Genomic DNA, 17,894 nt, shown 5'->3' on the forward strand with positions numbered 1-17,894 from the left:
ATCGTCTAGACGAAGTGGTCTAGACGATGTGGTCTAGGCCACACAAACTAGACGATGTGGTCTAGCCCACTCGGTCTAGTGGTCGGCGAAACCGTCCTATAGTGGAAAAGCCCACCTCAGCGGCGCATATTGAAGGCGGTTCTCATGGCAACCCAGGAAGCGGTGCTCCCGCACAAGGAGCGACTGCTGCGCGCTGGGATCAAGCTGTTCTATGAGAACGGCTTCCACGGGACCACAATCGACGCCGTGCTGGCCGAGGCCGGCGTTCCGAAGGGATCCTTCTACCACCACTTCGGATCCAAGGATGCGTTCGCTCAAGCTGTCCTGGACCGCTATATCGGGTTCCAGGGCGGGCTGTTCACGAGGTGGTTCACCCGAACCGACCTGTCCACTGTCGACCAGCTGACCGGCTACTTCAAGGACATGTCGGAGATCTTCATCAAGTCCGGTTTTCAGACCGCATGCCTGACGGGGAAGTTCTCCACCGAGATGGGCGCGACGTCCGACTACTTCCGGCCACAGCTGGCCACGCAGATCGGGATGTGGAAGACGCAGCTCTCATTGCTGCTCACGGCAGGACAGGAACGTGGCGACATCCGCCGAGACCGCCCTAGCGAGGACCTCGCCGACGCTGTGCTGGCGCTGATTCAGGGCGCGTTCGTGCTGACCTTGTCGACTCGTGACGAGCGGACCCTCACTACGGTCTGCACCACGATCAGGGAACTCGTCGAACCGCCGAAGTCAGCTGGTCCGGCGAACTCGGAGCGGGCCGCAGAGTAGACTGGGGGCGGTCCGTTCGCACGATGTCCGCGGATCGACCAGCCTGCTGCGTGAGGAACGCCAATGGATGAACTCGTTACGGCAGCAGCAATCTCATGAACGGCATGCGCGGGCCGCGCCGCAGAGCCAGCCCGGTTCGTCTCAGCCTCAACGACATTCTGGGCGGAGAGATCGACGGAGCGTGGTGGCCACGCACCGGATCGCTGGCCAGTGAACTACCCGACCTGATCGACGTGCTGCACACGCCACTGGGCGAAATCATCGACATCGACATCAACTGGTCGGCAACCGCCGCCGCACCGATCTTGGATGCCCACTTCTCGAACGCCATGCGCGCGATGCGGTGGAACGACAGTCGCCAGCGCATCATGGTCATCGTCGGCAAGAGCGGATGCGCGCGACTGCTGGTGATCCCACACACGACGACCCAAGCGCTCGGGCGGATGGTGATGCGCCGGGCGGCCACGATGCCGCTCATCGGTGATGACCACGATGTTCCGGAGTATGCGGTGGCTGATCAGGTCATCCGTGCCGCGCGGGCGCAAAGCGCGGCCGGGACGGCCCGCTCGCTGGACGGCCCTGCCGTCGACGCCGCCAAGAGCTAGCTGACCAAAAACTAGGGGCTGGTACGGCATTGCCGTACCAGCCCCTAGTGGTGGTATTGGGGTTCGATCAGACCGCGGAGACCTGCGTCGCCTGGGGGCCCTTGGGTCCCTGTCCTACCTCGAACTGAACACGCTGGTTCTCCTCGAGCGACTTGAAGCCGCTGCCCTGGATTTCCGAGTAGTGAACGAACAGATCCTGATCGCCACTGTCGGGAGCGATGAAGCCGAAGCCCTTTTCGCCGTTGAACCATTTCACAGTTCCCTGTGCCATCTGTCTTTCTTCTTTCTTCAGTTAGATGCCCGAAGACATCCAATGCTTCGCTCCGACGGGTCCGCCGGGACGAAATCTATTACGTGCCAACCGCAGAGCTCGGCCGGCTGGAGCGACGACGGCCGGGTTGGCCACCGCCATGCTGACTACCGTTGTGCGGGGCACCGCCGCGCTGGCCACCGCTGCTGCGCTGCCCACCGCTACGTTGGCCGCCACCGCGCTGACCACCGCCGGACTGCCCACCACGTGGGGGGCGGCCCTGAGTAGAGGGGCGGCGCTGGGGTGCGGCGACTGTAACGACTGCTGGTTGCTGGTAGGGGGCGACCTCTCCGACGAGCGCCTGAACTTCCGCCGAATTGGCCGAAACCTGTTGGGGTGCAACGTTGATGCCAGCCTTGCGCAGCAATGCCTGAGTGTCGCGACGTTGCTCGGGGAGCACCACGGTCACCACGTCGCCGGCCCGGCCCGCGCGTGCGGTACGGCCCGAGCGGTGCAGGTAAGCCTTGTGCTCGGCGGGCGGGTCGATGTGCACGACCAGCTCCACGTCATCTACGTGGACGCCGCGAGCGGCGATGTCGGTGGCGACCAGCACTCGCGCAGTGCCCGCGGAGAACGCCGCCAGGTTGCGGTCGCGTGCCGGCTGAGAAAGGTTGCCGTGCAAGTCAACTGACGGAATTCCAGCCTCAGTCAGCTGCTTGGCCAACTTGCGGGCGTGATGCTTGGTGCGCAGGAACAGGATTCGACGCCCGGTTCCGGAGGCCAGCGTGTGCACCAGTTGCTTCTTGGCGTCGACGCTGGCCACGTGGAACACGTGATGGGTCATGTCGGCCACCGGCGACTGGTCGGAGTCGACGGCGTGCGAGACCTCGTTACGCAGGAACCGGGTGACCAGCTTGTCGACCCCGTTGTCCAGGGTCGCGGAGAACAGCAAGCGCTGCCCGCCGGCCGGGGTGGCCGCCAAGATCCGGGTGACACCGGGCAGGAAGCCCAGGTCGGCCATGTGGTCGGCCTCGTCGATGACGGTGACCTCGACAGCGTCGAGGGTGATCAGGCGCTGGCGCATCAGGTCTTCAAGGCGACCCGGGCAGGCCACGACGATATCGACGCCGGACCTCAGGGCGCTGACCTGCTTGTTTTGCGGCACTCCGCCGAAGATGGTGGTGACCCGCAGGCCAGTGGCCTCGGCCAGCGGCTGCAGCGCCGCGGTGATCTGGGTGGCCAGCTCGCGAGTGGGTGCCAGCACCAGACCCGAGGGCCGTGCCGGACGGCGCGTGCTGCCGGTCAGCCTGCTGACCAGCGGAATGGCGAACGCCAGCGTCTTGCCGCTGCCGGTCTTGCCGCGGCCAAGAACGTCGCGGCCGGCCAAGGTGTCCGGCAGCGTCGAGATCTGAATCGGGAACGGTTGGATAATCCCATTGTCGGACATAGCGCGCACCAATGGTGCGGGCACGCCAAGATCCGCAAAGGTTGATTCGGTTTGCATGGTGCCTTTCGGGCATCGAACGTGTGGCGAGATTGCCGGAGGGCAAAATCGATCGCCGCGAGACTGTGTGCTTGGGGCACTAATCAGCTGAACTCGGTTCCCGGAATTCCGGAAGTGCCGGTGAAGTGAAGGTGTTCCACGACGTGTCGGCGACGCTTTCGTGTCGCCAACGTTGGGGCAAGCATAGCAGTCTCTTTGCATTCAGCGCTTCACGAGGGTGAATTGTCCGACCTCGGAGACGCCGCGGCCGAAGAAGTCCGAACAACCCACCAGATAACGCAGGTAGCGGTCGTAGACCTCTTCTGAGGTTGCCTCGATCGCCTGGTCGCGCGCTGCTTGCAATCGCTGTGACCAAATGTCCAAGGTGCGGACGTAATGCGGGGTGAGGTACTCCAGGTTGGCAGGAGAGAACCCGGCCTTCTCGGCAAATTCGATGACGTCCTCGTCGCACGGCACCGCCCCGCCCGGGAAGATCTCCTTCGCGATGAACCGCATGAACTTCAGGTCGGACATCACGATCGGGATGCCCAACTCCGGCCAGCGTCGCAACGGGTGACCCATGATCGTCTGCAGCACCATGCGCCCGTCGTCGGGCATCACGCGGTGGCAGGTTTCGAAGAACGCGGCGTACCGGTCTTTCGGAAACGCCTCGAACGCTTCGATGCTGACGATCCGGTCGACGGGCTGGTCGAATTCCTCCCAACCGCGCAACAGAATTTGCCGTGAGCGATCGGTCTCGACAACGTCGAGCAGCTGCTGACCCAGTGCGCACTGGTTACGGCTCAACGTCAAGCCGAGTGCGTTCGTGTCGAACCTTTGCACTGCGCGCTTCATCGTCGAACCCCAGCCGCAGCCGATGTCGAGCAGTGTCATCCCGGGCTGCAGATCCAACTTGCCCAGTGCCAGATCAATTTTCGCGAGCTGCGCCTCTTCCAGCGACATGTCCTCGCGCTCGAAGTACGCGCAGCTGTAGGTGCGCGACGGATCCTGGAACAGGCCGAAGAATTCGTTCGAAATGTCGTAGTGCGCCTGAACATCCTCGTAGGCCGGTCGCAGGTTCGTTGGGCCCGAACCACTTTCCGTCATCGAGGACCGACCTCCTCTTGCCGAGTCGTTCACGCAGTACTGAAAAGAGGCTAACTGATTGCCTTTTCACACGTAAACTGGCAGATGTCGGTGTAGCCGCTGCGGAACAGCTCGGCACATCCGGTCAGATATTTGTGGAAGCGCTCGTAGATCACCTCGGAGGTGATCGCGATGGCCTCGTCCTGCTTGGTTTCCAGATTGGCTGCCCAGGTGTCCAGCGTGCGGGTGTAGTGCGCCTGCAGATGTTGCTCGCGGGTGACGTGGTAACCCGCGGTGACGGCATGCTGCCGGACCATCGAGGCCAGCGGCAATCGGCCGCCGGGGTAGATCTCGTCCATGATGAACTTGATGAAGCGCACCCGCGACATGGTCAGCGGCAGACCCTTGGCTTTGAACTCCTCGTCCTCGGGAATGATGATCGTGTGTAGCAACATCACCCCGTCGTCGGGCAGCCAGCTGAAGGTCTTCTTGAAGTAGTCGTCGTACTTGTTGAAGCCGAAATGCTCGAAAGCGCCGATCGATACGATCCGGTCGACCTTCCCCTCGAACTCCTCCCACGGCTGTAGCCGTACCTCTTTATGGCGCGGGCTGTCTGAGTTGGCGAACCAGAACTCCTCGATGTGGCGCTTCTGGTTTTCCGACAGGGTCAGGCCGATGACGTTCACGTCGTATTTCTGCACGGCGCGCATGATCGTGGATCCCCAGCCGCAGCCGATGTCCAGCAGTGTCATCCCCGGCTCCAGGCCCAGCTTGCCCAGTGCGAGATCGACCTTGGCCATCTGCGCTTCCTCGAGCGTCATATCGTCGCGCTCGAAATACGCACAGCTGTACGTCTGGGTGGGGTCTTGCCAGAGTTTGAAGAACTCGTTGGAGATGTCGTAGTGGAACTGGACTTCCGTCTTGTCCGACCCGCGAGTCTGCGAAGCCGACTTGGACAGCCATTGAGACTCTGCCTTCGACATCCGACGCGTTTACCCCGTGGTGCGGAAATCAATCGGCCCGGAGCGCACAGGTTTGTCACGGCTACCGTGAGGGACGTGGCCGAGGCCGATCGCGTCCGCTGGGACGACAAATACGCGGGCCGGCCGAGCGGTCTACCTGCGATTCCCGCCGTATTCGCGCGCCACGTTGATGCGCTTCCGACAACGGGGCAGGTGCTGGATTTGGCCTGCGGCGCGGGTTCGGCAGCGGTCTGGCTGGCCGAGCGCGGCCTGACCGTCTGGGGCGTCGACGTATCGGCCGTCGCGATCGAGCAGGCGCACGAGCTGGCGCATCGCCACGGAGTGGCCGAGCGGTGCCGATTCTCCGTCGCCGATCTCGACGACGGCCTGCCGCCGGGGCCACCGGTCGACGTGATCCTGTGTCATCGATTTCGGGATCCGCGGCTGTACCCGGCGATGGTGGACAGGCTGGCGCCTGGTGGCGTGCTGGCGATCAGTGTGCTCAGTGAGGTCGGCGCGCAGCCGGGGTTTTTCCGTGCGGCGGCGGGGGAACTCGACGTCGCGTTCGCAGGTCTGCAGGCGCTGGCCGCGGGCGAAGGTGACGGCCAGGCGTGGCTGCTGGCCCGGGTGGAAGGGGATCGGCGTTGACCGAGCCGTCCGTGATGTTCGCCGGCCGATTCAACGGTCCGCCTGGCAGCGCCAACGGCGGCTACGCCTGCGGTGTGATTGCCGGCCACGTCCCGGCGGATCTGGTCGAGGTGACGTTGCTTCGCCCACCTCCGCTGGACACGGAGCTTCTGGTTGAGGAGTCGGGGCCGGTCTACGAGGTGCGCCCGGCCGGTGGGGAAGTGGTAGCGGTCGCCAAGGTGGTCGACGAACCTGTCGACGTCGTGCCGGCCGTGCTGGACATCCCCGCTGACGCAGCGGCCGCGCTGGCCGACGCCAGCCATCCGTTCCGCAGTTGCTTCACCTGTGGCCCGGACCGCGAGGCCGGTGACGGGCTGCGGATCTTTGTCAAACGTCTTCCCGGCCAATCGATTTTGGCGGACCGGTGGATACCGGACGAGTCGCTGGCCGACGACGACGGCGCCGTGCGACCCGAGATCGTCTGGGCGGCGCTGGATTGCCCGGGTGGCTGGGCGGCGTTCAACCGGATCCCCGGCGGTGTCGCGGTCCTCGGCCGGATGACCGCCCACATCGGCCGGGTACCGCGCGTGGGCGAGCAATGCGTGGTGGTGGCGACATCGGATTGGCATGAGGGCCGCAAGATCGGCGCGCACTCGGCGCTGTACACCGGTGGCGGCGAACTGCTGGCGGCCGCCCGCGCGGTCTGGATCGACTCCACGGTTTAACGCAGTTTGACCATCCTGGTGGTCGAGCTCTCGTCGAGCTCCACCACATCGGTCCGCGAGCGCAGGAAGTCGCTGAACGACTTGAAGCCCAACGACTTTTCCGAAAACGACGGGTCCATGCGCTTCATCTGCGCCTTGACCGCCGAGTTGTGCAACCAGTCCACGTCGTCCTTGTCCAGACCGATCTGCAGCGCCCGCTGCAGCAGGGCGGTCGCCGCGGTCTGCTGGTCGGGTGGTTCAGGCGGGTCGGCGTCAGCGGACTTGGTGCGCTTGGTCCGCTTCGGCGCCTCCTCGGTCGCGATCGGCTCGAACCCCGGCACCCCGGGCAGGGAGTCGTAGATGACGAAGTCGTCGCAAGCCGCCGCGAGCGACTTGCTCGACGAGCCGGCGACGCCGATGCCGACGACGTAGCGACCCAACCGCTTGCAGCGCTGGGCAAGCGGGATGTAGTCGGAGTCGCCGGCCACGATCACCACGTGGGTGAGGTCGGGTAGCCGGAACATGTCCTCGACGGCGTCGACCGCCAGCCGGATGTCGGCGGCGTTCTTGCCATAGGCCGCCGCGGGGAACAGCTGCACCAGATCCACCGCCCGGCCCACCAGCTGTTCGCGGTATTCAGCGTTCACGTCAGCCGACCAGTCGGCGTACGCCCGGGTGAGCACCACCGTGCCGAACGAGGACGCGAAGTCGAGGATCGCGCCCACATCGACACGGGCACGGACCAGCTTCGCGGACTCCAGACCCTTGGCCTTGTCGCGCTGAAAAGAGTTGCGGCCGTTGACCTGGTCGTAACGCGAGATGACGATGTTGTCGAAGTCGAGATACACCGCGACACGCGCAGCACCGGGTTCGGTCATGTGCCCAAGTCTTGTCCATGTTGTAACGCGGCACGCGCCTTTGCCCGAACGCGGCGCCCCGTCGCTACGTCTATGCTTCAAGAGCCCGATTGATCATCGGTATTCCGGCAACAGTGGCCGACCCCTTAACAAAGTCGTGGAGTGAAAAGTTTGAGCGTGAGTCGTCGTGCCCGTGGGGCGTCCCTCGGGATCGTGCTGGCGGTACTGGCCGTGCTCGGCGGTGTCGTCGTTTCGGCCGCCCCACGATGCCCGGAGAACTGCCGTACCGAGGCCGCCGCCCGCAACCCGCAGCCGGCGCCATCGAAGGATCCGGCCGCCGTCGCGCTCAGTCCCGCCGACGGTGCCACCGACGTCGACCCGCTGGGCGGGATCACCGTCGAAGCCACGAGCGGCCTGCTGACCCACGTCGTGATGGTCAATGATGCCGACAAGCCCGTGCCCGGCGTCGTCACCCCTGATTTCAAGACCTGGAAGCCGACCGTGGCATTGGGCTACGGACGCACCTACACCCTGCGAGTCGACGCCCGCGGGCCCGGCGGCGTCCCATCCACGATGTCGTCGACCTTCCAGACCCTGGTGCCCAGCGATCAGAGCGAGGTGTACCTGACCACACCGGCCGGGCATCCGCTCGACGGCGGCCGGTTCGGAGTCGGCACCGTCGTCGTCGCGCATTTCGACGAGCCCATCGCCGACCGGGCGGCCGCCGAGCGACACCTCTCGGTCACCACCAACCCGCGGATGCGTGGATCGTGGTACTGGGTTGACGATCAAAATGCCCACTGGCGCCCGGAAAGGTATTACGCCCCAGGCACTTCGGTGACGGTGCACGCCGACGTGTATGGCGTTCCGCTCGGCGACGGACTGTATGGCGAAGAGGATTCCACGGCAACATTCACCATCGCAGACGCACACGTCACCGTCGCTGACGACACCACCAAGCAGGTCAGTGTGTTCGACAACGGCACGTTGGTGCGCACGATGCCGACCTCGATGGGTCGGGGCGGCTCGGAGACGATCGACGGCCAGACGCTGACGTTCTGGACGCCGCCCGGCGTCTATACCGTCATGGACAAGGCCAACCCGGTGATCATGGACTCGTCCACGTACGGCCTGCCCATCAACTCGCGGCTCGGCTACCGCGAGACGATCCCGTACGCCACCCGCATCAGCCCCGACGGCATCTACCTGCATCAGTTGAACGCGACCGTGTGGGCGCAGGGCAACACCGACACCTCCCACGGTTGTCTGAACCTCAGCAGCGACAACGCGGCATGGTTCTATGACTTCTCGGTGCCCGGGGACGTCGTCGAGATCAAGAACACCGGCGGCCCACCGCTGAAGTTGACCCAGAACGGCGATTGGACGCTGCCGTGGGCCGAGTGGCTCAAAGGCAGTGCGCTGCACTGAGATGGGGTCCGGAAAGTTAAATTCCGCTAATGATTGGGCGTTTGCTGCAGGTGGTGGCCGCGTCGGCCGTCTTCGAGTGACGAGACGGCCTCGTGGCCGTCTATGCTTCCAGGCGTCAATGGTGACGCCGGCAACTCATCGTCGACCAGTTGTGGAGTGATTTCGGTGGTCTTTTCTCGTCGTGCATGCACGGCCAGCCTGGTGGTGGGGGTGTTACTCCTCGGCGTCCTGGGCAGTGACGTCGCCGGGCTGCCTGGTTGCGGCGACGCCTGCAAGACAGCCACCGCCGCCGCGCAGGTGCCGTTGCCGCCGGCGCCGCCGAAGCCGCCCCTGCTGGGCGTCGCACCGGCGAGCGGCTCGGCTGACCTCAGCCCGCTGAGCCGGGTGTCCGCCCAGGTGGTCGGTGGCAGCCTGACGAACGTCTCGCTGGTCGACGACTACGGCAAGACCCTGGCCGGGGCGCTCTCGCCGGACGGGACGTCGTGGCAGCCGACCGTGCCGCTCAAGTACGGGCGCACCTACACGATGAACGTGGCCAGTCAGGGCGCCAGCGGTGTGCCACTGGCGCGGACCACCACCTTCACGACCGCGTCGCCCGACTACCTCACCCAGGTCTACCTCGAGACGCCCGGCGGTCTGCCGATCCACGAGGACATGCGCTACGGCATCGGCACGATCATCGCGGCCCGGTTCGACGAGCGCATCACCGACAAGGTCGCGGCCGAACGGAACCTGGTGGTGACCACCAACCCGCCGGTCAAGGGGTCGTGGTACTGGGTGGATGACAAGACCGCGCACTGGCGGCCCGCGGCGTACTACCCGCCCGGCACAACGGTGTCGGTGGCCGCCAACATCTTCGGGGTGCGGCTCGGCGACGGCCTGTACGGCGATGAGAATGCCAAGGCCACCTTCACAATTGGCGCTGCGCACGTCTCCATCGCGGACGACACCACCAAGACGGTCAGCGTGTTCGACAACGGCAAGCTGGTTCGGGCCATGCCCACATCGATGGGCAAGGGCGGTTACGAAACCATCGCCGGACGAGATTTTTCGTTCTGGACGCCGCCGGGGGTGTACACGGTGATCGACAAAGCCGAATCGGTGACCATGGATTCGTCGACCTACGGTCTGCCGGTGGACTCCTCGATGGGCTACAAGCTGAAGATCCCGTATGCCACCCGGATCAGCACCGACGGCATCTACCTTCATCAGCTCAACGCGACGACCTGGGCTCAGGGCAACACCAACGTCTCGCACGGCTGCCTGAACCTCAACGGCGAGAACGCGGTGTGGTTCTACAACTTCGCGCAGCCCGGTGATGTGGTCGAGGTCAAGAACACCGGTGGCCCCGGACTGAAGATCTGGCAGAACGGTGACTGGACCCTGCCGTGGGGCGAATGGCTGAAGGGCAGCGCACTCACGCCCCAGCCGTGAGGTTGGGCTTCAGGATTTGTGGTTGATGCCGCTGCGGACTGAGCCGGCGGTACCCGTGCGCTTGGTGTGCTTGGCGGCGGTCGGTGCGCTCTTGGTTGTCCGGTGCGTTGCCGGTTTCCGGTAGGCATTGATGCTCGCGTTGGCAGTCCGCCGCGAACTGGCCGTGGCGCGCTTGGCGCGGTCAGCCGTCGGACTTGAATCAGCTGCAACGGTAGCCGACTTCGACTGCGGGATAAGGGCAAACAGCGCTCGGCCAACGTCAACCAACGGGCTCAGATAGGGAGTGAAAAGGACCGCAGGGTCGGAAGGTTTGGCACTGAAGACGGGGAAGACAAAGAACATGAAGAGCCCTAGGGCGATGCTAACGGGCAATGTGTAGAGCGAGGCCGCGTACCAAAGCGTCGCTCCTGCGATCGCCGTGACGGCATTGAGCAGGTTCTCTCGCGTCGGCCCCGCCTCATTGGCCAGCGCACTCGCCGCGGGGGTGCTGCGCGGGGTAATGGCGGTGTGCCCGGCGGGGGTGTTGGTGACGACGGCCTGCAGCTGTATCTCCGATGCGCGCACCGGTGGCGGGATGTCCGCCGCAGCATGTGGTGCGGACACCAGACCCATGGCGACGATTGCCGCCGCGGATGCTGCTGTGAGACGAGAGGTGCGAGATGGCTCGCGAAACGGTGCGTACATAAGTCCCCCCCGGGAGATGTCGGCTGGCAGCAGCGTAAATGACGCTGACGTCAATCGAAGCTGCACGCCCCGTTCTGTGGCCTGGCTCACAATGGGCGTAACCTGGAAAGGGTCTCTGGACGGAAGGGAGACGCCATGAAGGGTGCCTACCGCGATCCGGTCGATCACTCCCGAACAACACAACCGCATGCGGGCGAGTCGTTCATCGACACACTCTGGCTGCCGGGGCTATTTCTCATCGCACTCGGTGTGCTGGGCCTCGCCGGCATCATCGCAGCACTGGCCTACAACCACCATGAACTGCTGCTGATGCTGGGGTCGGTGGCCGCCGGCCTGCTGATTGTGGGCGCGCTGCTGATCATGGCGGAGCACTACCGGGTGAAGCGTGTCGAGCGTCGCTGGTTGTCGGACCATCCCGACCACGCGCACCATCACCACGCGGCGTAGCGGGGTTGTGCTGCGATCGAGCACCCGGGCCTTGCCCGGGCGCGGGTTAGGCGTTTGCCGACCCCGGAATGCCGCCCGACGTGCCCATTTACGGTTTGAGCGATTTGCTGTTAATTACCTGTATGTCAATTTATCGGTAACGGTTGTGAATCAGTTCACAATTTGCGGTTGCCCTTGTTTGAGGCTGTGAACAGTATCTATACCGATCCTATTGCTGGTGTTCTGCAAGACGCGCGGTACACACCCTAGCGATCCCCTAATCCCCTAATGGGGATTGCTGGGATATCCCGGTACAACCTGTGTCGGGTAGGGGACCGGGCCCCATTTCGGGGTGCGCGCGATCTTCATACCGTGATGAGTAATCACCGGAAGGAACTCCCATGGACAACCTGCTCCAATTCATCCTTGACCTCTTCAACAACGAATCCGCTGCGCAGAACTACGTCGCGGATCCCAACGCCGCGCTGGCGAACGCCGGGCTGGCCGGGGTCACCCCTGAGCAGATTCAGTCCGTCGCGGCCTCGGCCGTTCCGGGACTCGAGCTCGGTGGCGGGGACCCGGTCTCCGGGCTGGCTCAGGCCGTCTCGAACCAGTTCGGCTTCGCGCCAGTGGAAAGTGTTGTGCCGAACCTTCTTTCGGCGCCCGCGGTGGCTGCTGACGTCCTGAGCAACCAGGCGCTGGATCTCGGCGTCGACGGCGGTTCGAGCTTGGCTGCCGCGGTGGGTAACGGAATCGGCCTTGGCCTTGGCGAGAGCATCGGCGCCGGCCTCGGCGGCGGGCTCGGCCTGGGCGGCGAGACCGGAGTCGGACTGGGCTCCGGAATCGGCCTCGGTACCGGGCTCGGCGGCGGTTTTCAGTCGGGGCTGGGTGCCGAGCTGGGCGCCGGCTTCCAAGCCGGGATGAGCGTCGAGGTGGAGGCGGGCTTCCACGCCGGCATGGGTGCTGAGCTCGGCGGTGGCGCCGAGCTGGGTGGCCAGAGCGGGGTTGGCCTTGGCACCGGCTTGGGCACAGGTTTCGGCACCGGCTTTGGTGCCGGTGGCGGTGCTGAGCTCGGCGGTGGATTCGAGACCGGCATCGGCGCCGAGATGGGCCTGGGTTTCAACGCGGGCGCTGAAGTCGGCGGTTCCGCGGGACTGGGTGGCCAGACTGGGGTTGGTCTGGGCAGCGGCTTCGGCACCGGTTTCGGTGCCGGCGGTGGCGCTGAGCTCGGTGGCGGTTTCCATTCGGGTCTGGGTGCCGAGATGGGCCTGGGCGGCGAATTTGAAGGCGGCGCTGAGCTCGGTGGGCACAGTGGCGTTGGCCTGGGCACCGGTTTGGGTGCCGGCGGTGGCGCTGAGCTTGGTGGCGGTTTCCATTCGGGTCTGGGTGCCGAGATGGGCCTGGGCGGCGAATTTGAAGGCGGCGCTGAGCTCGGTGGGCACAGTGGCGTTGGCCTGGGCACCGGTTTGGGTGCCGGCGGTGGGGCTGAGCTTGGTGGCGGATTCAATACCGGATTCGGCGCCGAGCTTGGCGGCAACGCTGAAGTGGGCGGCCACAGCGGGATCGGTCTGGGCTCCGGCTTCGGCGCCGGTGGGGGTGCCGAACTCGGCGGTGGTTTCAACGCCGGCCTCGGTGGCGAATTCGGCGGATCCGCAGCAGCGGGTGCGGCCGCCGGTGCCGGTGTGGGCGGAAGCACGCACGTCGGCGGTGGCTCCAACATCCACGGGCACAGCGGCATCGGCGCCCAGGGCGGCGGACAGTTCGCCGGCGGTGCCAATGCGGGTAGCGGTTTCGCGGCCGGCGCCGGCAGCCAGTTCGGTGGCGGTGCGCATGTGAACGATCGGGCTCGCGTCGACGCCAATGACGTCGATGCCGAACGGCGCGTCGCGCTCAGCGGCTCGGCAGGTGCCGGTGGCGGCGGAGCGGCCAACGTCGGAACGGGTTTGAGCGCGCAGGAGAACGCGAGCTTCAACAACACGGCCAACGCTGGTTTCACCAGCCCGGTCGGTGGTGCCGGCTTCAACACCCAAACTGCTGCCGCTGGCGGCGCCGGGATCGGCCTGGGTGGCGGCGGCCTGACCGCCGCCGGCAACACCGCGATCAACACCACGACAGCGGCATCGTTCGCCAGCCCGCTCGGTGGGGCGACCGCGAGCGCGCAGGCTGCTGCGAGTAACACTGCGGCCGTGAGCTTCCTGCACGACGACGGCGCGGCGCTCGGCGGCCAGACCAACGTCGGTGGCGGGTTTGGCGGCCAGACGAACCTCGGTGGCGGCTTCGGTGGCCAGACGAACCTCGGTGGCATGTTCGGCGGACAGACCAACGCCGGCGCATCGCTCGGCGGACACACCAATGTCGAGGCGGCCTCGGCTGTGGAGGCCAATGCGGGCGGCCACACCGGGATCGCCGGTGGCACGAGCATCAACGGTGGCGCCAATGCCTCGGCCGGTGGCAGCACCAGCTTCCTCAACCATGATGCGGCCAACCTGAATCTCCACAACTCCGTCCAGGCGGCAGGTTCGGCTAGCGGTGGGACGTCGGCAGATCATGTGACGGCTGGCGGAAACGGTTCGTACCAGAACGCCTTTGGCGGTCAGGCCAACATCCTGGGCCAGGATTCCGCGGCCCTGGGCGGACACGGCGCCGTCAACACCGGAGCGAGCACCACCGCGTCCACGACAACGCACGGTTCGGCGGTCACTCCGTCGCAGGGCAGCGTCATCCACACCGGTGGCTCCACCGCCGCAGGCGGTTCGGTGAATTCCGGGTCCAACGGCAGCTCGGTGATCACCAGCTCGCAGGGCAGCGCGAATGCCGGTGGCGCAAGCTCGGTCGGGACCACGCATGACTCGGCCACGGTCGATCAGCATGCGGCCATCGACTCGTCGAGCCACGCGGCGGCTGCGGTGCCGGATCACTCGGCGGACCAGTCCACTCACGCGAGCACGGACTACTCGAGTCACTCGCTGTACGACACCAGCCACGACAGCGCGGCCTCGCACACCCAGGCGAGCACCGATGTGTCGTCGCACAACCAGGCCGATCACCACATGGGCTTCTAACCCGTAGACCTGACACCAAATCGGTGGGGAGCGCATGCTCCCCACCGATGTGTGTTTGGGGTCAGTCGGCCAGACTCGCGAACTCGGCCCGCCGGGCCAGCGCCTGCCGGGCATAAGCGCGCACGTCGGCGTCGGTATCGTCCAAGGCCCCTAGCAACGCATCCTGGGCCGCCGGTTCTGCGACCCAGCGCGTCAAACCCAGCACGGCCGCCTTGCGCACGTCGAGGTGGGGATCGATCAGCGCGCGGGACAGGAACGCGATCGCCGCCCCGCCGGCGCCGGACAACGCACGAACCGCGCCCACGCGGATCTGCCACGCCGTGTCGCCCAGTGCTCGCTCGATGAGTGCCAAATCGGCATCGCCATCGCCGATCTCGCCCAGCGCCGCCAGGGCGGCGGCGCGCACCAGGGGATCACGGTCGCCGGCGAGTGCACGAACCGCGACGGGTCCGCTTGCCAGAGTGCCCAATCCGTTGGCAACGGCGATCCGCACCTCCCGGTTCTCGTCGCCGGCGGCCGACGCCACCCCGTCGACATCATCGACGGACACCAACGCACGTACCGCCTCGATGCGGACCCGGTGGTCGGGGTCGGCGAGCGCGGCACGGAAATCGCGAGCCTCGCCGACGCGCCGGAAACTGAGCAGATACAGCGCAGAGCTGCGTACCAGCGGATCCGCCGACGCCAACAGTGGTTGTCCGGCAACCGGATCCGGGAGCACCTCGACGAGTTCTCGCACCCCCTCCGCGGCGGCGCGGCGGACTCCGCTGTCGGCGTCGGTGAGCGCGGCGTACAGCGCGTCCGCATAGCCGTCGCAGAGGTTTTCGGTGAGTGCCACGACAGCGGTGCGGCGGACACCCGCATCGGCGTCGGCCAGGAACTCGGCAAGATCCTCCAGCGATGGCGATTCCAACGCAAGCACGGCAGCGATACGCGGTGAGGGCGGCTGCACGGGCGGGCCGGGCACCACGGTCACCGGTGTCGACGCCGCCTCCCGGTCCCGGACGATCGTCGGCTGCGCGACCGGGATGGGTTCCGTTCCGCCGGTGGGCAAATCGTCGAGCCCGGGCACCGGGACGAAGTACTCTGCGACCGGCCGCTTGAAGAACTCCATCGAGCCTTCTTGGCTCTTGCGGAGATTCAAGTGATAGCGCCAGTTCACGTCGTCGCGGTCGGGCACATCAGAACGATCGTGGTACAGCCCCCACCGGGACTCGGTCCGGGTCAGTGAGGACCGGGCTGCCATCTCCGCGCAGTCTCGGATGAAGGACACCTCCACGGCCCGCATCAACTCGTGCGGTGTCCGGGCGCCGATCTGTTCGATCTCGTCCTGCATCCGCTCGAACGTGTCGACGGCGATCGCCAGCTTGGTCGCCGTCTTCGGCGGGGCCACATAGTCGTTCACGAAACGACGCAGCTTGTACTCCACCTGCGGCTGCGGCGGCCCATCGGGATGCCGCAACGGCCGGTAGGTCAATTCATGAGCCGCGCGGATCTGGTCGGCGGGAAGCTCCTGCGGCGCTTCGAGATCGGCGAGGGTGGCGGCGGCGTCCTCGCCGGCCAGGTCGCCGTAGACGAAGGCGCCGATCATGTAGTTGTGCGGGACACATGCCAGGTCCCCGGCGGCGTACAAGCCGGGGACTGTGGTGCGGGCATGCTCGTCGACCCAGACACCCGATGCGGAATGACCACTGCACAAGCCGATTTCGGAGATGTGCATCTCGATATCGTGCGTGCGGTAGTCGTGTCCGCGGTTGGCGTGGAATGTGCCGCGGGTCGGCCGCTCCGTGGTGTGCAGGATGTTCTCCAACGCCGTCAACGTCTCGTCCGGCAGGTGACTGACCTTGAGATAGATCGGTCCGCGGGCGGATTCGATCTCCCGCTTGACCTCGGCCATCATCTGACCGGACCAGTAGTCGGAGTCGACGAACCGGTCGCCGTTGGCGTTGACCTGATAGCCGCCGAACGGGTTGGCGACGTAGGCACACGCCGGGCCGTTGTAGTCCTTGATGAGCGGGTTGATCTGGAAGCACTCGATGCCGGACAGCTCGGCACCGGCGTGATAGGCCATCGCGTAGCCGTCACCGGCGTTGGTCGGATTCTCGTAGGTGCCATACAGATAACCCGATGCCGGTAGGCCCAGCCGGCCGCAGGCGCCGGTGGACAGGATCACCGCCTTGGCGGCGACGGTGACGAACTCGCCGGTGCGGGAGTTCAGCGCCGCGGCCCCCACCGCGCGGCCGTCGGGGCCGGTGAGCACCCGCACGGGCATCAGCCGGTTCTCGATGCGGATCCGCTCGCGCATCGACTTCTGCCGCAGCACCCGGTAGAGCGCCTTTTTGACGTCCTTGCCTTCGGGCATCGGCAGGACGTAGGACCCGGAACGGTGCACACGGCGGACCGCATACTCACCGTGCTCGTCCTTCTCGAACTTGACGCCGTAGCGCTCGAGGCGCTGCACCATCGCAAAGCCGCGGGTCGCGGTTTGATAGATGGTGCGCTGGTTGACGATTCCATCGTTGGCGCGGGTGATCTCGGCGACGTAGTCCTCGGGCTCGGCCTTGCCGGGGATGACGGCGTTGTTGACGCCGTCCATGCCCATCGCCAGCGCACCGGAGTGGCGCACATGCGCCTTCTCCAGCAGCAGCACCTGGGCGCCGTTCTCGGCGGCCGTCAACGCCGCCATCGTGCCTGCGGTGCCGCCACCGATGACCAGCACGTCACAGTCGAGTCGGGTGGTGTCGGCCAGGTCGGGAATCTGCATCAGGGGAACTCCGGAGTATCCAGTGCGGCAATGGCTTCCGATCGCAGAGCGCTGCGGTCGGCGAGGGCATCGCGTGGGGTGGGAACGTCGAGCAGGGCACGCAGCGGCTGACCTGCTCGCCCGAGGACCGCGATGCGGTCGCCGATGAGCAATGCCTCGTCGACGTCGTGGGTGACGAAGACGACGGTGGTCGGATGTGCACGCCAGGTATCGATCAGCAGCCGCTGCATGCTGGCCCTGGTCTGTGTGTCCAGCGCGCCGAACGGCTCGTCCATCATGACCGCCCGTGGCGCGCCGGCAAGGCCACGCGCCAGTTGCACCCGCTGGCGCATGCCGCCGGACAGGCTCTTGGGCAGATACCGCTCGAAACCGGTCAAGCCGACGTCCGCGATCCAGCGCAGCGCCTCCTCACGGCGCCCGGCCCGCGGAACCCCGCCCAGCTTCAGGGCGAGTTCGACATTGGATTGCACGGTGCGCCAGGGTAGTAACGCATTGTCCTGGAACACCAGGGCCCGCTCGCGGGATGTGGTGCGCACAGGCGCCCCGTCGGCGAGCACCTCGCCGGCGTCCGGTCGGAGAAGCCCGGCCAGCGCCCGCAAGACGGTGGACTTGCCACAGCCGGACGGTCCTGTCAGGACCAGGATCTCACCCGGGCGCACGTGCAGGTCGAGGCCGTTGATGACCGGTGAGCCGCCATAGCTGAGCACAAGGTCGTTGAGCTGCAACGCCATTCCGGTGATCG

At 66.0% G+C, this 17,894-nt stretch carries 16 protein-coding genes; 8 read left to right on the forward strand and 8 right to left on the reverse strand.

Annotation, left to right across the window (positions count from 1 at the left end):
* Positions 1-144 precede the first annotated feature (144 nt).
* Both SLQ31_RS17420 and SLQ31_RS17425 read left to right on the forward strand, forming a co-directional pair.
* Positions 145-780 carry a TetR/AcrR family transcriptional regulator gene (locus SLQ31_RS17420; protein ID WP_319434909.1) on the forward strand — a complete coding sequence of 212 codons (636 nt, stop codon included), beginning with the start codon at positions 145-147 and terminating at the stop codon, positions 778-780.
* Positions 781-884: 104 nt separating this feature from the next.
* A complete protein-coding gene (locus SLQ31_RS17425; protein ID WP_319434911.1) occupies positions 885-1,385 on the forward strand; it encodes a DUF5994 family protein in 501 nt (166 codons plus the stop codon).
* Between the two features lie 67 nt (positions 1,386-1,452).
* Here SLQ31_RS17425 and SLQ31_RS17430 read toward each other — a convergent pair whose 3' ends face one another.
* The 4 genes from SLQ31_RS17430 to SLQ31_RS17445 form a co-directional block, all read right to left on the reverse strand.
* Positions 1,453-1,656, reverse strand: coding sequence for a cold-shock protein (locus SLQ31_RS17430; RefSeq protein ID WP_108053573.1), 204 nt, complete (start codon positions 1,654-1,656; stop codon positions 1,453-1,455).
* A 79-nt stretch (positions 1,657-1,735) separates the two neighbouring features.
* Entirely contained in the window at positions 1,736-3,139 is a 1,404-nt protein-coding gene (locus SLQ31_RS17435) for a DEAD/DEAH box helicase (protein WP_319434915.1), read from the reverse strand.
* Between the two features lie 201 nt (positions 3,140-3,340).
* Positions 3,341-4,225 carry a cyclopropane mycolic acid synthase family methyltransferase gene (locus SLQ31_RS17440; protein WP_319434917.1) on the reverse strand — a complete coding sequence of 295 codons (885 nt, stop codon included), beginning with the start codon at positions 4,223-4,225 and terminating at the stop codon, positions 3,341-3,343.
* A gap of 50 nt (positions 4,226-4,275) precedes the next feature.
* A complete protein-coding gene (locus tag SLQ31_RS17445) occupies positions 4,276-5,187 on the reverse strand; it encodes a cyclopropane mycolic acid synthase family methyltransferase (RefSeq protein ID WP_319434919.1) in 912 nt (303 codons plus the stop codon).
* Positions 5,188-5,262: 75 nt separating this feature from the next.
* Between SLQ31_RS17445 and SLQ31_RS17450 the strand changes: the two genes are divergently transcribed.
* Together SLQ31_RS17450 and SLQ31_RS17455 are read left to right on the forward strand one after the other, a co-directional pair.
* Positions 5,263-5,814 carry a class I SAM-dependent methyltransferase gene (locus tag SLQ31_RS17450; protein ID WP_319434921.1) on the forward strand — a complete coding sequence of 184 codons (552 nt, stop codon included), beginning with the start codon at positions 5,263-5,265 and terminating at the stop codon, positions 5,812-5,814.
* Complete coding sequence (locus SLQ31_RS17455; protein ID WP_319434923.1) at positions 5,811-6,518, forward strand: hypothetical protein; 708 nt, start codon at positions 5,811-5,813, stop codon at positions 6,516-6,518. The genes SLQ31_RS17450 and SLQ31_RS17455 overlap by 4 nt, the downstream gene beginning before the upstream one ends.
* Here the strand turns inward: SLQ31_RS17455 and SLQ31_RS17460 are convergent.
* Complete coding sequence (locus SLQ31_RS17460; protein WP_319434925.1) at positions 6,515-7,375, reverse strand: NYN domain-containing protein; 861 nt, start codon at positions 7,373-7,375, stop codon at positions 6,515-6,517. The two genes, SLQ31_RS17455 and SLQ31_RS17460, sit on opposite strands and share 4 nt — an antisense overlap.
* A 156-nt stretch (positions 7,376-7,531) precedes the next feature.
* Between SLQ31_RS17460 and SLQ31_RS17465 the strand changes: the two genes are divergently transcribed.
* Positions 7,532-8,782 (forward strand): L,D-transpeptidase, encoded by a 1,251-nt coding sequence (locus SLQ31_RS17465; protein WP_319434926.1) that lies wholly within the window; start codon positions 7,532-7,534, stop codon positions 8,780-8,782.
* 165 nt (positions 8,783-8,947) lie between these two features.
* Entirely contained in the window at positions 8,948-10,216 is a 1,269-nt protein-coding gene (locus SLQ31_RS17470) for a L,D-transpeptidase (protein WP_319434927.1), read from the forward strand.
* A gap of 9 nt (positions 10,217-10,225) precedes the next feature.
* Here the strand turns inward: SLQ31_RS17470 and SLQ31_RS17475 are convergent, their stop codons facing one another.
* On the reverse strand, positions 10,226-10,819 hold the full coding sequence (locus SLQ31_RS17475) for a hypothetical protein (protein WP_319434929.1): 594 nt from the start codon (positions 10,817-10,819) through the stop codon (positions 10,226-10,228).
* Between the two features lie 216 nt (positions 10,820-11,035).
* On the opposite strand from SLQ31_RS17475, the gene usfY reads away from it, so the two are divergent.
* Complete coding sequence (gene usfY, locus SLQ31_RS17480; RefSeq protein WP_319434931.1) at positions 11,036-11,347, forward strand: protein UsfY; 312 nt, start codon at positions 11,036-11,038, stop codon at positions 11,345-11,347.
* A 380-nt stretch (positions 11,348-11,727) separates the two neighbouring features.
* Positions 11,728-14,388 (forward strand): IniB N-terminal domain-containing protein, encoded by a 2,661-nt coding sequence (locus tag SLQ31_RS17485; protein WP_319434932.1) that lies wholly within the window; start codon positions 11,728-11,730, stop codon positions 14,386-14,388.
* Between the two features lie 61 nt (positions 14,389-14,449).
* Here the strand turns inward: SLQ31_RS17485 and SLQ31_RS17490 are convergent, their stop codons facing one another.
* Both SLQ31_RS17490 and SLQ31_RS17495 read right to left on the reverse strand, forming a co-directional pair.
* Complete coding sequence (locus SLQ31_RS17490; protein ID WP_319434933.1) at positions 14,450-17,152, reverse strand: fumarate reductase/succinate dehydrogenase flavoprotein subunit; 2,703 nt, start codon at positions 17,150-17,152, stop codon at positions 14,450-14,452.
* A complete protein-coding gene (locus SLQ31_RS17495) occupies positions 17,152-17,883 on the reverse strand; it encodes an ABC transporter ATP-binding protein (RefSeq protein ID WP_413642570.1) in 732 nt (243 codons plus the stop codon). Before SLQ31_RS17495 ends, SLQ31_RS17490 begins: the two co-directional genes overlap by 1 nt.
* Between the last annotated feature and the right edge of the window lie 11 nt (positions 17,884-17,894).

This window comes from Mycobacterium sp. RTGN5 (assembly GCF_033804465.1).
GTDB lineage: Bacteria > Actinomycetota > Actinomycetes > Mycobacteriales > Mycobacteriaceae > Mycobacterium.

Excerpts from the sequence above, each read along its gene's own strand:
- SLQ31_RS17420 (WP_319434909.1), top strand. The coding sequence starts at position 145 with ATGGCAACCCAGGAAGCGGTGCTCCCGCACAAGGAGCGACTGCTGCGC.
- SLQ31_RS17425 (WP_319434911.1), top strand. The coding sequence starts at position 885 with ATGCGCGGGCCGCGCCGCAGAGCCAGCCCGGTTCGTCTCAGCCTCAAC.
- SLQ31_RS17430 (WP_108053573.1), bottom strand. The coding sequence starts at position 1,656 with ATGGCACAGGGAACTGTGAAATGGTTCAACGGCGAAAAGGGCTTCGGC.
- SLQ31_RS17435 (WP_319434915.1), bottom strand. The coding sequence starts at position 3,139 with ATGCAAACCGAATCAACCTTTGCGGATCTTGGCGTGCCCGCACCATTG.
- SLQ31_RS17440 (WP_319434917.1), bottom strand. The coding sequence starts at position 4,225 with ATGACGGAAAGTGGTTCGGGCCCAACGAACCTGCGACCGGCCTACGAG.
- SLQ31_RS17445 (WP_319434919.1), bottom strand. The coding sequence starts at position 5,187 with ATGTCGAAGGCAGAGTCTCAATGGCTGTCCAAGTCGGCTTCGCAGACT.
- SLQ31_RS17460 (WP_319434925.1), bottom strand. The coding sequence starts at position 7,375 with ATGACCGAACCCGGTGCTGCGCGTGTCGCGGTGTATCTCGACTTCGAC.
- usfY (WP_319434931.1), top strand. The coding sequence starts at position 11,036 with ATGAAGGGTGCCTACCGCGATCCGGTCGATCACTCCCGAACAACACAA.
- SLQ31_RS17485 (WP_319434932.1), top strand. The coding sequence starts at position 11,728 with ATGGACAACCTGCTCCAATTCATCCTTGACCTCTTCAACAACGAATCC.
- SLQ31_RS17490 (WP_319434933.1), bottom strand. The coding sequence starts at position 17,152 with ATGCAGATTCCCGACCTGGCCGACACCACCCGACTCGACTGTGACGTG.
- SLQ31_RS17495 (WP_413642570.1), bottom strand. The coding sequence starts at position 17,883 with ATGGCGTTGCAGCTCAACGACCTTGTGCTCAGCTATGGCGGCTCACCG.